The sequence below is a fragment of the Pantoea sp. SO10 genome (genome assembly GCF_005281435.1).
In the GTDB taxonomy this organism is placed as follows: Bacteria; Pseudomonadota; Gammaproteobacteria; order Enterobacterales; family Enterobacteriaceae; genus Pantoea; species Pantoea leporis.
In genome coordinates, this window is record NZ_CP040095.1 from 3,873,354 (window position 1) to 3,888,180 (window position 14,827).

Here is a 14,827-nt window from a genome sequence, read left to right on the forward strand (position 1 = left end):
CTAACAAACTATAATTAAATGATTTTGCGCGTTATTTTATCTGACTTTTCCCTTGTCAGAATGACATCTGCTCGCCAAAATTGACTTGTATTGATGGATTCACCGGGAGTAATTCGTTAACGTGAAGGCAGTTTTTTGGCTGGATTGAGCAAAGCATGAGCACTTATATTGTCATTCTGGCTGTCATGCTCGCCTGTTCCTTATTAGCAGGTATCGGCTATTGGTTCGCTATGCGGCATCGTCCGCCGTTGGCGAAACCACTGCCGTTTATTAGTCCGCCTAATCGCAAGCTCACCGACGAAGAACGCGCTGCCGTTGAAAAGTACATCGCGCTACTAGTGAAACAGCAGCAACACAGCAGCGCGCGATCCGCAAAGAAGCCGCGCGAACCTCAAGCGCTGACGCTCACCGCGCAAAGCAACAATGTTTATCCTGTCACCCGCTCCATCACCCGCTATGGCCTCTCCACCGACGATCCGCAGAAGTGGCGCTACTATCTCGATGAAGTCGAAGTGCATCTTCCGCCGCTTTGGGAACAGTACATAGCCGAAGAGAACCACGTAGAGCTGATCCGCACGCAAACGCTGCCGCTGGTGATTTCGCTTAACGGACATTCGCTGGTGAATTACGCGGTAGAACAACCGGCGCTGCCGCCACTGGTGCGGCCGATGTCCACTAACGCGTCGATTCGTAAAGAAGAAAGCGAGAATGTTGAGCTGCTGCAGGTACGCAAAGAGACCTCAGAAGAGTATCAGCTGTCTCGCGCCGACGGCACGCGTGAAGCGGTCGCCATCTGTTTCGCTTTCCTGCTGTTCTTCCTGAGTCTGGTGCTGCCCGGCAGCCTGATGGGCTGGATTGCGCTGCTCGGCTGCCTGATGATCGCCGTTAGCCTGTGGTTCCTCTATCGCTTCCCTGGCGCCAAAGGTTTGCGCGATGTGCATTGCCTGCGCGGTGCGCCCAAGCGCTGGGGCCTGTTTGGTGAATCCAATCAGGAGCAGAGCAACATCTCGCTGGGCATTATTGATTTAATCTATCCCGCGCACTGGCAGCCGTATGTAGCGCACGATTTAGGCCAAACCACCGACGTCGATATGTACCTCAATCGTCAGGTAGTGCGTCAGGGGCGCTTCCTGTCGCTGCAGGATGAAGTGCGTAACTTCCCGGTGCAGCGCTGGCGTAAAAATCTGGTGCTGGCGTGCGGCTCGCTGCTGGTGCTGGTCATGCTATTCACCTGGATTCCTCTCAGCATGCCGATCAAACTCAGCCTTGCATGGGTGAAAGGCACCGAGAGCATTGAAGTGAATAGCGTGGATAAGCTGAATGCGCTGCCGCTGCACATCGGCGACATTTTGAAAGTGGGCGGCACCGGCATGTGTTCGGTACCGGGCAATTATCAAAGCAATCGCAGCTACGCCTACATGCCGTTCGACTGCTCGGCGATTTACTGGAATAACGCCGCGCCGCTGCCACAGCCGCAATCGGAGATCATCGATAAAGCCTCGGCGCTGCTCGATACCACCACGCGCCAGCTGCATCCGGAAACCAATACCGACCCCAAACTCAATCCGCAGCTCGCCTCGGCGATTCAGAAATCGGGCATGATTCTGCTGGATGACTTCTCGGATTTGGTGCTGAAAACCCAGGATCTGTGCAGCCAGCAGCAGGATTGCGTACGCCTGAAAAATGCGCTGGTGAATCTCGGCAACGCCAAAGATTGGGATTCACTGATTCACCGTGCGGATTCTGGCAAGCTGAATGGCATGAACGTCCTGCTGCGTCCGGTGAGTGCCGAAGCGCTGGAAAATCTGGTGAACACCGCCACTTCCAGCTTCTTCGCGCGTGAAACGCGTCGTGCGGCTGAAAACCTCAATAGTCCACCGCCGGGTGGCTTCCTGATTGTCAGTGATGAAGGTCGTCAGATGGTGATGCAGCCGCAGCCGTCGGTACCGCTGTTCGATCTTGATGCGCCTTCGCAATGGCGCGAACTGCAACGCATGTCTGGCATGCTGCTGCATACGCCATTCGCCGCCAGCGGCATCATCACCAGTATTACCACCGATGCCAACGGCACACGCCATATCGCGCTGCATAACGAGCCGGATGCCATGGCGCAATGGCGCTATTTGGGTACCACGCTGTTGATGCTGGTGCTGATTGCCAGCGCGGTGATCAACGGCTTGCTGGCGCTGCGTCGTATTCATCGCAATCGCCTGCGCATGGCGGAAATTCAGCAGTATTACGATAAGTGCTTCAACCACAATCTGAACACTATGCAGAGCGTGCGCTCGCTGTTCTGAGCCCTCTCCTTCTGTGCTACCCTGTCGCCCACTTTTTTGCGGCGAGAAAGACAATGCAGGTTACGCTTAACTGGTCAGAGATTGATACCGTGCTGCTGGATATGGACGGCACCTTGCTCGATCTCGCCTTTGATCGCCACTTCTGGCTGGAACACGTTCCGGAAACCCTGAGCCGCGAACGCGCCATCACGCTGGGCGAAGCGCATCAGCTGATTGAGCAGAAATACCAGGCCGTGGTGCATACGCTAAACTGGTATTGTCTCGATTACTGGTCGCAGGAACTGGCGCTGGATATTCGCGCCATGACGTGGGAGAAGCGCCACCGCGCGGCAATGCGTGAAGATACGCTGCCGCTATTGCAGGCGCTGCGTGCCGCAGGTAAGCGCACGATTCTATTGACCAATGCGCATCCTTACAATCTGGATGTGAAACTGGAGCAGACCGGATTAGCTGCCCACCTTGATTTATTACTTTCCACCCATACCTTTGGATATCCGAAAGAGGATCCGCGTCTCTGGCAAGCCGTTCAGCAACACACTGCGTTTGACAGCGCGCGCACGCTATTCATTGATGACAGCGAAGCGATTCTGGATGCAGCAACACGCTGGGGCATCCGCTGGTGCTTAGGCGTCAGCAATCCGGATTCCGGTCGGCCCGATCAATCTTTCCAGCGTCATCCGGCGGTACGCGATTATCGCCAATTGTGTGAGACGCTGCGTTAAAGCAGGAGCCGCAATACCATGAAAGAGAAAGTGAGCGAAGGCGTGCGCCTCGACAAATGGCTGTGGGCCGCGCGCTTCTACAAAACGCGTGCGCTGGCACGCGAAATGGTCGAAGGCGGCAAAGTGCATTACAACGGTCAGCGCAGCAAGCCGAGCAAACTGGTGGAGCTCAATGCTGAATTGACGCTGCGTCAGGGCAACGATGAGCGCACCGTGGTGATCACCGCCGTGACCGATCAGCGTCGTCCGGCCAGCGAAGCCCAGGCGCTGTATGCCGAAACCGCCGCCAGCATCGACAAGCGCGAGAAAACCGCGCTGGCACGCAAGATGAATGCCTTAACCATGCCGCACCCCGATCGCCGCCCGGATAAGAAAGAGCGCCGCGATCTGATGAAATTTAAATTGTCGGGTGATAAATAACGCGCCCCCAACGAGAGAAACACTATGTCTGCAAACGATCAACTGCACCGTTACCTGTTCGAAAACGTCGCCGTGCGCGGCGAGCTGGTCAATGTGAGCGAAACCTGGCGTGAAATCGTCGAAAATCACAACTACGTTGAGCCGGTAAAAACCTTGCTGGGCGAGCTGCTGGTAGCCACCAGCCTGCTAACGGCAACGCTGAAGTTTGACGGTGATATCACGGTGCAGTTACAGGGCGACGGTCCGCTGACGCTGGCGGTGATCAACGGTAACAACCGTCAGGAGTTGCGTGGCGTGGCGCGCGTGCAAGAAGACGCGGAGATCGCACCCGGCAGCAGCCTGAAAGAGATGGTCGGCAACGGCTATCTGGTGATCACCATTTCGCCAGAGAAAGGCGAGCGCTATCAGGGCGTGGTTGGCCTGGAAGCGGATACGCTGGCGGGTTGTCTGGAAGATTACTTCATGCGTTCTGAGCAGTTGCCAACGCGCCTGTTTATCCGCACCAGCGACAAAGGCGCAGCGGGTATTCTGCTGCAGGTGCTGCCAGCGCAAGAGCCGAGCCTGGATGATTTCAATCACCTCGCCACGCTGACCGAAACCGTGAAGAGCGAAGAGCTGATTGAGCTGCCCGCCACCGACGTGCTGTGGCGCCTGTATCATCAGGAAGAAGCCACCGTGTTCGATCCGTCGCCAGTCAGCTTCAAGTGCACCTGTTCACGCGAGCGCTGCAGTGAAGTGCTGAGCACGTTGCCGGTTGAGGAAGTGGACGAAATCCTCGCAGAGGATGGCGAAATCGATATGAATTGCGACTATTGCGGATCGCATTACGTGTTCGATGCAGTGGATATTGCCGCTATTCGTAACGCGCCAACCAACAACAGCGATCACGTGCATTAATTACCTGCCGGGCGGTTCATCCGCCCGCATTCCTGCTGAACGTATCCCTATCATTTATCACGGTTATTAGCTAAATAACGCTGACTTTAGTTTCATAAGTGGCAGATTTCTCTACTTGTCACGTTCCAGCTCGCATTTCTGACTATCTTCTCTTTTCCGCCGTGCTCAGAAGAGTACACTGCGCGCGATCTGCCCTGCGTGGCTATGCAGGCAGGCGGCAGAATCACCTCATAAAAAATATGCAGTAACAGATACCGATTAAAGGAGCAGTCACATGCGCGTTAACGGCCTGACATCGCAAGATCTCGCCTCTATGGGCATCAGCGGCACCACCGAAGTGGTGTACAACCCTGATTTCGACACCCTGTTTCAGGAAGAAACTCGCCCAGAGCTGGAAGGTTATGCGCGAGGCATTCTGACGCAGAGCGGTGCTATTGCCGTGGATACCGGCATCTTCACGGGTCGCTCGCCAAAAGATAAGTACATCGTTCGGGATGACACCACGCGCGACACGCTGTGGTGGAACGATGTCGGCAACGGCAAAAATGATAACCAGCCGCTGTCACAGGAAACCTGGCAGGCGTTGAAAGATCGCTGCACCCAGCAGCTTTCCGGCAAACGCCTGTTTGTGATTGATGCGTTCTGCGGTGCCAATCCTGACACGCGCCTCAGCGTGCGCTTCGTGATGGAAGTGGCCTGGCAGGCGCACTTCGTCAAAAACATGTTTATCCGCCCGAGCGAAGCCGAACTGGCTGACTTCAAACCGGATTTCGTGGTGATGAACGCCGCGCAGTGCACCAATCCAGACTGGCAGGCGCAAGGTCTGCACTCCGAGAACTTCGTCGCCTTCAACCTGACCGAGCGCATGCAGCTGATTGGCGGCACCTGGTACGGCGGCGAGATGAAGAAAGGGCTGTTCGCCATCATGAACTACCTGCTGCCGCTGAAAGGCATCGCTTCAATGCACTGTTCGGCTAATGTCGGCAAAGCGGGCGATGTGGCGGTGTTCTTCGGCCTGTCCGGCACCGGTAAAACCACGTTGTCCACCGATCCGGATCGCCAGCTGATTGGCGATGACGAACACGGCTGGGATGACGACGGCGTGTTCAACTTTGAAGGCGGCTGCTACGCCAAAACCATCAATCTGTCTGAGCAGGCGGAGCCGGAGATCTACCGGGCGATTCGCCGCAATGCGCTGCTGGAAAATGTGGTGGTGCGCGCCGATGGCAGCGTGGATTACGCCGACGGCAGCAAGACCGAGAACACCCGCGTCTCTTATCCGATCGAGCATATCGAGAACATCGTGCAGCCGGTGTCGAAAGCGGGCCATGCGAAGCGGGTGATTTTCCTTACCGCCGATGCCTTTGGCGTGCTGCCGCCGGTTTCACGCTTGACGCCGGAACAGACGCAATACCATTTCCTGTCTGGCTTTACCGCCAAACTGGCCGGCACCGAGCGCGGCGTCACGCAGCCAACGCCCACCTTCTCTGCCTGCTTTGGCGCGGCGTTCCTGACGCTGCACCCAACGCAATATTCCGACGTGCTGGTGAAGCGCATGGAAGCGGCAGGTGCGCAGGCGTATCTGGTGAATACCGGCTGGAACGGCAGCGGCAAGCGCATTTCGTTGAAAGACACGCGCGCCATCATCAATGCGATTCTGGCCGGTGAGCTGGATGAGGTTGAGACTGACACCTTGCCGGTGTTCAACCTGCAGATGCCTAAAGTTCTGCCGCAGGTGGATAGCGCGATTCTCGATCCGCGCCGCAGCTGGCCAACAGAAGCGGCCTGGCAGCAAGCCGCGCAGGATCTGGCGCAGCGCTTTATTACTAACTTTGAGAAATATACCGATAACGATGCGGGTAAAGCGCTAGTTCAGGCGGGTCCGCAGTTGTGATGTGAAAACCCGGTGGGCATAAATGCCCGCCGGGTATCACGCACTGTGATTGATACTCGCCACCGCCGTAGCGCTGCTGCCTTCCGGAATCGGCAACCAGGCACGAATCCGCAATCCGCCCCGGTCGCTGTCACCAATCTCCAGCGAGCCTTCATGCGCATCAATAATACGCTGCACAATCGCCAAACCGAGACCGGTGCCGCTGGTACTGCGCGCGCTGTCGCCGCGCACAAACGGCTGGAACAGATGCTGTAGCTGATCCGGCTTGATGCCCGGACCATCATCTTCCACCTGGAACCACGCGCGGTTCAGCTCCTTGCCGCTGCTGACCTTGATCCATCCATTGCCATAACGCGCCGCGTTGACCACCAGATTCGCCAGCGCGCGCTTGATGGACAGCGGGTTGATATCCAGCATCAAATCCTCGGACATCACCGCGTTCTCAATCTCGCGCTCGTAGCCGCTCTCTGCCGCCACCACTTCGCCCAGCACGCTGTTCAGGTCGGCACGCTCGGTCTGCATCTCCTGACCGGTACGCAGATAGTCGATGAACTGCTCGATAATCGCGTTGCACTCTTCGATATCTTTATTGATCGACTCCGCCAGATAACCATCCTGCTCGCCCATCATCTCAGTAGCGAGACGAATGCGCGTCAGCGGCGTACGCAAATCGTGGCTGACACCCGCCATTAACAAGGTACGATCGTCGGCCAACTGCTTCACACCGGCCGCCATTTGGTTAAACGCCCGCGTCACCGAACGCACTTCCGACGCGCCGTATTCACGCAGCGGCGGTGGAATGATGCCTTTACCGACCTGCAACGCCGCATGCTCCAGATCCACCAGGGGTCGGTTCTGGATGCGGATAAACAGCCAGGCGCCGCCAATCGCCAGCAGCATAATCGCCAGCGTGTAGCGGAACAGCGGTGAGAAGTCGCCCTGATGGATTTCGGTGAGCGGCACGCGCACCCAGATATCCGGCGACAGCCAGGTTTTCAGCCACACCACCGGCGAGTTTTTATTCACCTCGACACGGACATCGGTAGGACCGCCCAGCTGCTGGCCCATCTGCTCACTGAGGAATTCGTAATGTTGCGCCCAGCGCAAACCGCTCTCTTCCGCCGCCGCGTTGGTGTACAACGAGATGCCCAGCTCACGATAAATTTCGCGTCGGAAGGCTGGTGGCACTTCCAACTGCGTTCCGTCTTCCAGCTGCAGCCGATCGGTCATCAACATACGCACTTCGTACGCGAGGACCTTATTGAACTGCTGCAAGCTGGGAAGAATGGCGAAATTGAGCACCACCAAATAGGTTGTTACCAGGCTGACGAACAGCAAGGTAACAATCAATAACAAGGTGCGGGCAAACGAACTGCGGGGTGAGAAGCGCAATCGCCTCATGCTTTGCTGCCGTCCGGAACGAATACGTAGCCAAGACCCCAAACGGTCTGAATGTAACGTGGATGCGCCGGATCTTCTTCCACCATGCGGCGCAGACGCGAGATCTGCACGTCGATGGAGCGTTCCATGGCGCTGTATTCACGGCCACGCGCCAGGTTCATCAGCTTATCGCGTGACAGCGGCTCACGCGGATGGCTCACCAGCGCTTTCAGCACGGCAAACTCACCGCTGGTCAGCGGCATTGGCTCATCTTCACGGAACATCTCGCGGGTGCCGAGGTTCAGCTTAAACTTACCGAAGGCGATAACCGCTTCTTCCTGCGAAGGCGCGCCCGGCAACTCATTGGCCTGACGACGCAATACGGCACGAATACGCGCCAGCAGTTCGCGCGGGTTAAACGGTTTTGGAATGTAGTCATCCGCACCGATTTCCAGACCGACGATACGATCCACTTCTTCGCCTTTCGCGGTGACCATGATGATCGGCATCGGGTTGCTTTGACTGCGCAAACGGCGGCAGATAGACAAACCATCTTCGCCCGGCAGCATCAAGTCGAGCACCATCAAGTGGAAGGATTCGCGGGTTAACAGTCGGTCCATTTGCTCGGCGTTGGCAACGCTACGCACCTGAAAGCCCTGCTCGGTGAGATAGCGCTCCAGCAACGCACGCAAACGCATATCATCATCGACGACCAGAATTTTGTAGTTCTCTTGCATGTTCAACTCCCAAAGGCGCCATTGCCTGAGCCAATATTGTTAAAAAAAGAGGCCTCAGTGTGACAGTCATTAATGGTTTATATTCTAGCCGAAATTGTTACAAAGCATATTAAACAGCAGCTTATATTTATTTTTAACCCTGAAATGCGCTTCGCTTCGCGTTTTTTATCTGTGCTTTCAAGCCGCTTAGCGCTTATCTGAAAATTTGGCGCATTTTCTTTCTGTTACTGGTTCATGACAAAAAAGCCCGCCGCCAGAGAGGCGTTCAGGGCGATTTGACTTAAGGTGATGGTGAAGAATAGGCCTGAGTTGGAGTGATGGCAGCATAAAATAGGGCATTTCTCTTGCGGAATGCGCATCTGTTTTCGGAACAATTCCCGAGCGATGAAAAACAAGGCCAGTGTTAAATTAATTCCTACAAATCAATCAGTAATCTCCTCTTTCCTCGCTTCTCTCGATCTCCGACACTGGATTCGTACCTGTTGTTATTGAGTTCATGTGGAGAGAGAAAAATGAAAAAAACGGTAATTCTGCTGGGCGCACTGGTACTGACCAGCTTCACTCAGGTTCAGGCGGCCACCAACGCGGGCGAAGCGGCTGGCGCGCAGGCATCCACGACGGCGAAGGGTAACTCTGACGCGATTGGTGTTGGCGCTGTAGGCGCGCTGCTCGGCGTGGCGCTGGCGACCATGGGCGGCGGCGACAAAGGTGGCAGCGGTACCTCAACCACCACCGCGACCCAGGCCGGTAAATAACGCATCACGGCCGTTCAGTTCACCTCTGCTATCCAGTACCGCATTACGTCGCGGCGCGATTAATCGCGCAGTCAATTGCGCCGCGACGATGTGTGCGTTTTGCGAAAGAGTGTTGAGTACGACACTAACGGCGATTACCCGTTTCAGGGCGTCTCTTTGACATAGTCGATGCTGTTGACGAACCACAGCTTCTGCCCTTCCGGCGTGTTGACCACCACTTCGTCATCCACTTCTTTCTTGATCAGCGCGCGCGCCATCGGCGAGTCGATCGAGATGTACTCTTTCATCGTCTCGCCATAAATTTCATCCGGGCCAACAATGCGGAAACGCTTCACGTCGCCCTGCTCATTCTCCACTTGCACCCAGGCACCGAAAAACACTTTGCCCTCCTGCTGCGGCGCGTAATCGACGATTTTCAGATCGGCGAGGCATTTGCGCAGATAGCGCACCCGGCGATCGATCTGGCGCAGCAGACGCTTGTTGTAGGTGTAATCCGCGTTTTCCGAACGATCGCCGAGGCTTGCCGCCCAGGAGACGATTTTGGTGACTTCCGGACGCTTTTCATTCCACAAGTGGTCGTGTTCGGCACGCAGCTTGTTATAGCCTTCGCGGGTAATCAGTTGGGTTTTCATGACTTCAACTCGTGGTGACGGCGGTTCTTCGCAGCAAAGAGGCTAACAATAAGCGACCGATTGACCATCAGCAAGATTGCGCGCGCTGCATTCAGAAAAAGACGGATTCACGGGCCACCGGCTGGCAATTTTCGGCCTCATTCCGTATAACTGTCCGCTATTTCCAACCCTGTGTAAGCATTGTTAATGATGATGAAAGATTCACTGAGCCAGATTATCGCAGGTGAGCTGAAGGCACGCGCCGACCAGGTTGATGCTGCCGTTCGCTTACTTGATGAAGGGAACACCGTGCCGTTTATCGCACGTTATCGTAAGGAAGTGACCGGCGGACTCGACGACACCCAGCTGCGTTTGCTGGAGAGCCGTCTGAGTTACCTGCGCGAGCTGGACGATCGTCGCCAGTCGATTCTGAAATCCATCGACGAACAGGGCAAACTCACGCCTGAACTCGCCACCGCCATCAACAGCACGCTGAACAAAACCGAGCTGGAAGACCTTTACCTGCCGTACAAACAGAAGCGTCGAACGCGCGGACAGATCGCTATTGAAGCCGGTCTGGAACCGCTGGCCGATACGCTGTGGCAGGACCCATCGCAGGATCCCGAGCAGCTGGCCGCCAGCTACGTTGATGCCGACAAAGGTGTCGCCGACGTGCGCGCTGCGCTGGATGGCGCGCGCTACATCCTGATGGAGCGCTTTGCCGAAGACGCGACGCTGCTGGCGAAAGTGCGTGAATATCTGTGGAAGAACGCGCATGTGGTTTCGCGCGTGGTGGAAGGTAAAGAGGAAGAAGGCGCGAAATTCCGCGACTACTTCGATCATCACGAAGCGCTGAGCGGCGTACCGTCGCATCGTGCGCTGGCGATGTTCCGCGGCCGCAATGAAGGCGTGCTGCAGCTGTCGCTGAATGCCGATCCGCAGTTCGATGAAGCCCCGCGTGAAAGCTATGGCGAAACGCTGATCGCCGAACACCTCAAGCTGCGCCTGAATAACGCGCCGGCGGATAGCTGGCGTAAAGCGGTGGTGAGCTGGACCTGGCGCATCAAAGTGCTGCTGCACCTCGAAACTGAATTGATGGGCACCCTTCGTGAACGCGCCGAAGATGAAGCCATCAACGTATTTGCCCGTAACCTGCACGATCTGCTGATGGCCGCGCCTGCGGGCATGCGCGCCACCATGGGCCTCGATCCAGGCTTACGTACTGGCGTGAAAGTTGCGGTGGTAGATGCCACCGGCAAGCTGGTCGCCACTGATACCATTTATCCGCACACCGGCCAGGCGGCGAAAGCGGCCACGGCTGTGGCGGCGCTGTGCGCCAAACATCAGGTTGAACTGGTGGCGATTGGTAACGGTACCGCCTCGCGCGAAACCGAGCGCTTCTTCCTCGATGTGCAGAAGCAGTTCCCGCAAATCAACGCGCAGAAAGTAATCGTCAGCGAAGCCGGTGCATCGGTCTATTCGGCCTCTGAGCTGGCGGCGCTGGAGTTCCCGGATCTCGACGTTTCCATCCGTGGCGCGGTTTCCATCGCGCGTCGCCTGCAGGACCCGCTCGCCGAGCTAGTGAAGATCGATCCGAAATCGATCGGCGTAGGCCAATATCAGCACGACGTCAGCCAAAGCCAGCTGGCGAAGAAGCTGGATGCGGTAGTGGAAGACTGCGTAAACGCCGTGGGTGTCGATCTCAACACCGCGTCTGTGGCGCTACTGACCCGCGTGGCCGGTTTAACCCGCATGATGGCGCAGAATATTGTTAGCTGGCGCGATGAAAATGGCCGCTTCCAGAATCGTCAGCAACTGCTAAAGGTGAGCCGCCTCGGGCCGAAAGCCTTTGAGCAGTGCGCGGGCTTCCTGCGCATCAACCACGGCGATAACCCGCTGGATGCCTCAACTGTGCACCCGGAAGCCTATCCGCTGGTCGAGCGCATTCTGGCCGCCACCGAGCAGGCGCTGAATGAGCTGATGGGCAATGCTGGCGGCCTGCGTGATCTGAATGCCCGCGACTTCACCGATGAGCGCTTCGGCTTGCCAACGGTCACAGACATCATCAAAGAGCTGGAAAAACCGGGCCGCGATCCACGTCCGGAGTTTAAAACCGCGCAATTTGCTGAAGGCGTGGAAACGCTCAACGATCTGCTGCCGGGCATGGTGCTGGAAGGCGCCGTCACCAACGTCACCAACTTCGGTGCTTTCGTCGATATCGGCGTGCATCAGGATGGTTTGGTGCACATCTCTTCCCTTTCCGACAAGTTCGTTGAAGATCCCCATCAGGTGGTGAAAGCCGGCGATATCGTCAAAGTGAAGGTGATGGAAGTGGATATGCAGCGTAAGCGTATTGCGCTCACCATGCGTCTGGACGAGCAGCCCGGTGAAAGTAATGCCCGCGGCAGCAACCGCAGCGCAGGCAAAGAAAACGCCCGCCCGGCGGCCAATAACAAAGGTCGCGGCAAACCTGCCAGCTCGTCTGCCGGCAATAGCGCGATGGGCGATGCGCTCGCCGCAGCATTCGGTAAAAAACGCTAAGTTCCTGCCGTAAATAACGCGCGGAGAAAGCCTCGTCTCCGCGCGTATCAGCTTGATAAATCTCCTCATCCAACTACGCTGAAAAAATAACCTTCCGCGTGGCCCAGCGATCCAATGGATATTATCAACGCCTTAATCGATGAGATTTATCACGGCAGCTTTCCGGTCGCGGCGCGTGAACGCCTGCTTTCACACATTCGTGCCGCGCGCGATACGGCAAAACTGCCGCGCAAGGCGCACTGGGATGAGAAAGATGTGGTGCTGATTACCTATGCCGATCAATTCCGCGAACCTGAACAGCCAACCCTTGCCAGCTTCTCGCGTTTTTATCAGCAGCATCTGCAATCCACTTTTAGCCTGGTGCATCTGTTACCGTTTTTTCCCTACTCTTCCGACGATGGCTTCTCGGTTATCGACTATCACCAGGTCAATCCGATCTGCGGCGACTGGCAGCACATCAGCGCGCTGCACAGCGAAACGCGGCTGATGTTTGATTTTGTCTGCAACCACATGTCGGCGCACAGCCGCTGGTTTCAACACTTTCTGGCGCAGGATCCGGGTTGGGATGATTTCTTTATCAGCATGCCGCCGGCGACCGATCTCAGCGCGGTGACGCGTCCACGCACCTCGCCGCTGCTCACACCGTTTGCGATGGCCGACGGCGAGACGCGCTATATCTGGACCACCTTCAGCGCCGACCAGATCGACCTCAACTTTGGCAATCCGGAAGTGCTGATTCGCATGGTCGATGTGCTGCTCGACTACCTGAACAAAGGCGCGGATTATGTGCGGCTCGACGCGGTGGGCTACATGTGGAAAACGCCGGGCACCAACTGCATTCACCTGCCGAAAACGCATCAGCTGGTGAAGCTGTTTCGCGCCATCGCCAATGAAGTGGCACCCGGTACGGTGATCGTCACCGAAACCAACGTGCCGCACAAAGACAACATCAGCTATTTCGGTAACGGCAAAGATGAAGCGCAAATGGTGTACCAGTTTTCGCTGCCGCCGCTGGTGCTGCACGCCATTCATTCGGGATCGGCGCGTGCGCTGCGTCAATGGGCCAGCACGCTGGATTTAGGCGGCGGCACGACTACTTTCTTTAACTTTCTCGCCTCGCACGACGGCATTGGACTCAATCCGGCGCGCGGCATTTTGTCGGAAGTGGAGATTGTGGCGCTGGTGCGTGATTTAGCGCTGGAAGGCGCGCTGGTCTCCTACAAGAACAATGCCGATGGCACCACCAGCCCTTACGAAATCAATGTCACCTATTTCGATGCGCTCAATCAGCAGGACGATGACGATGACACGCGTTTGCGCCGCTTCCTGCTGGCGCACGCGATTCTGCTGTCGTTTCCTGGCGTACCGGCGATTTACATTCAAAGTATTCTTGGCTCGCGCAACGACAATGAAGGCGTGCGCGCCGCCGGTCATAACCGTGCCATCAACCGGGAGAAGTACAGCCTGCGTGAAATGGAACAGTGGATCAGCGGCGGCAACCCGCTGCGCCAACAGGTGTATGAACGCCTGAGCGCGCTGATTCAACTGCGCACGCGGCAACCCGCGTTTCATCCCGATAATCCGATGACGCTGCTGGAAAGCGAAAATAGCCTGCTGGTGTTGCGTCGCCATCAGCCGGATAGCGATGAGGGGTTGCTGTGTGTGTTTAATCTCAGCCGTCATGAGGTGACGACACAGTTACCGCTGGCGCGGCATATGCAGGATGTGATTAGCGGGGAGAAGCTGGATGGCAGCCAGCCCTTAACGCTGGCTGCGTGGCAGTTTATGTGGCTGCGGTAAACGTCATGATCAGCTGCGTAAATTCATCGGGGTGAGAAATGAAAGGCGCATGCGCGGCTTTCTCCATCACCACCGAGGATGAAGCTGGCCAGCGTAAATCCAGTTCTTCTGCGACACGACGCGGCACCAGCCCATCGAGATAGCCGTAAATACGCAGGAACGGCAGCGGTAGATCGTCGAGCGCGGCACGCAAATCGTCCTGACGCAAAATCTCTAATCCCCCTTCCAGCACCGCAACCGACGGCATCGGCTGCGATAACACCACCTCTTTCAACTGACGCGCATCCTGTCGCGCGTTCTCCGTGCCCATGGTTTGCAGCGCCAGAAAGCGCTCAACGGTGCGCTGGAAATCCGTGCTCAACTGCTGCTGAAAATTTTGCAGCGTTTCGGGCTTGATGCCGGGCCATACATCACGCGCGGTAAAACACGGCGATGAGGCAACAGTGATCAGCGCTGCAACGCGCTCCGGCTGGGTTAACGCCAGCTGGCTGGCCACCAATCCACCCAGCGACCAGCCGAGCAGCACCGCGCGGTCGGGTAACTGCGGCAACAGCTGTTGCGCCATTTCCGCTAAGGTCAGCGGCGCAAAACCCTGGCTGCGGCCGAAGCCCGGCAGATCCACCAGATGCAGGCGAAAATGCGAGCTGAGTCGCGGAACGATGTTTTGCCACACTTCGGCGTTCAAACCCCAGCCGTGCAGCAGCACAAGATCGCGATCGCCCGTGCCTGTGGTGTGCCAGTAAAGCGAACTCATCGGTTACACTCCGGAAAAG

General features: G+C 56.8%; 12 protein-coding genes. 8 read left to right on the forward strand and 4 right to left on the reverse strand.

Annotated features, from left to right (window positions below; all coding sequences use genetic code 11):
- The first annotated feature begins 155 nt into the window (after positions 1-155).
- The 5 genes from FCN45_RS17975 to pckA all read left to right on the forward strand — a co-directional run bounded on the left by FCN45_RS17975 (position 156) and on the right by pckA (position 6,230).
- Positions 156-2,297, forward strand: a complete 2,142-nt coding sequence (locus tag FCN45_RS17975) for an intracellular growth attenuator family protein (protein ID WP_137386663.1) — start codon at positions 156-158, stop codon at positions 2,295-2,297.
- Positions 2,298-2,350: 53 nt separating this feature from the next.
- A complete protein-coding gene (yrfG, locus tag FCN45_RS17980; RefSeq protein ID WP_101762676.1) occupies positions 2,351-3,019 on the forward strand; it encodes a GMP/IMP nucleotidase in 669 nt (222 codons plus the stop codon).
- Between the two features lie 18 nt (positions 3,020-3,037).
- Positions 3,038-3,439 (forward strand): ribosome-associated heat shock protein Hsp15, encoded by a 402-nt coding sequence (gene hslR / locus FCN45_RS17985; protein ID WP_101762677.1) that lies wholly within the window; start codon positions 3,038-3,040, stop codon positions 3,437-3,439.
- Between the two features lie 24 nt (positions 3,440-3,463).
- Complete coding sequence (hslO, locus tag FCN45_RS17990; protein WP_137386664.1) at positions 3,464-4,336, forward strand: Hsp33 family molecular chaperone HslO; 873 nt, start codon at positions 3,464-3,466, stop codon at positions 4,334-4,336.
- Positions 4,337-4,610: 274 nt separating this feature from the next.
- Positions 4,611-6,230, forward strand: coding sequence for a phosphoenolpyruvate carboxykinase (ATP) (pckA, locus tag FCN45_RS17995; protein WP_101762679.1), 1,620 nt, complete (start codon positions 4,611-4,613; stop codon positions 6,228-6,230).
- A gap of 36 nt (positions 6,231-6,266) precedes the next feature.
- On the opposite strand, the gene envZ is transcribed toward pckA, so the two are convergent.
- On the reverse strand, positions 6,267-7,631 hold the full coding sequence (envZ, locus tag FCN45_RS18000; protein WP_101762680.1) for a two-component system sensor histidine kinase EnvZ: 1,365 nt from the start codon (positions 7,629-7,631) through the stop codon (positions 6,267-6,269).
- Positions 7,628-8,347, reverse strand: coding sequence for a two-component system response regulator OmpR (ompR, locus tag FCN45_RS18005; protein WP_001157751.1), 720 nt, complete (start codon positions 8,345-8,347; stop codon positions 7,628-7,630). Before ompR ends, envZ begins: the two co-directional genes overlap by 4 nt.
- 512 nt (positions 8,348-8,859) lie before the next feature.
- On the opposite strand from ompR, the gene yjbE reads away from it, so the two are divergent.
- The gene (gene yjbE, locus FCN45_RS18010; protein ID WP_137386665.1) at positions 8,860-9,102 is read left to right on the forward strand and encodes an exopolysaccharide production protein YjbE; all 243 of its coding nucleotides are present in this window, start codon (positions 8,860-8,862) and stop codon (positions 9,100-9,102) included.
- Positions 9,103-9,245: 143 nt separating this feature from the next.
- Here yjbE and greB read toward each other — a convergent pair whose 3' ends face one another.
- Complete coding sequence (gene greB, locus FCN45_RS18015; protein WP_101762682.1) at positions 9,246-9,734, reverse strand: transcription elongation factor GreB; 489 nt, start codon at positions 9,732-9,734, stop codon at positions 9,246-9,248.
- 192 nt (positions 9,735-9,926) lie between these two features.
- Between greB and FCN45_RS18020 the strand changes: the two genes are divergently transcribed.
- On the forward strand, positions 9,927-12,254 hold the full coding sequence (locus tag FCN45_RS18020; RefSeq protein ID WP_110867721.1) for a Tex family protein: 2,328 nt from the start codon (positions 9,927-9,929) through the stop codon (positions 12,252-12,254).
- Between the two features lie 114 nt (positions 12,255-12,368).
- Positions 12,369-14,054, forward strand: coding sequence for an alpha-amylase family glycosyl hydrolase (locus FCN45_RS18025; protein WP_101762683.1), 1,686 nt, complete (start codon positions 12,369-12,371; stop codon positions 14,052-14,054).
- Here FCN45_RS18025 and bioH read toward each other — a convergent pair.
- A complete protein-coding gene (gene bioH / locus FCN45_RS18030; protein ID WP_137386666.1) occupies positions 14,038-14,808 on the reverse strand; it encodes a pimeloyl-ACP methyl ester esterase BioH in 771 nt (256 codons plus the stop codon). The genes FCN45_RS18025 and bioH overlap by 17 nt on opposite strands.
- Positions 14,809-14,827 lie beyond the last annotated feature (19 nt).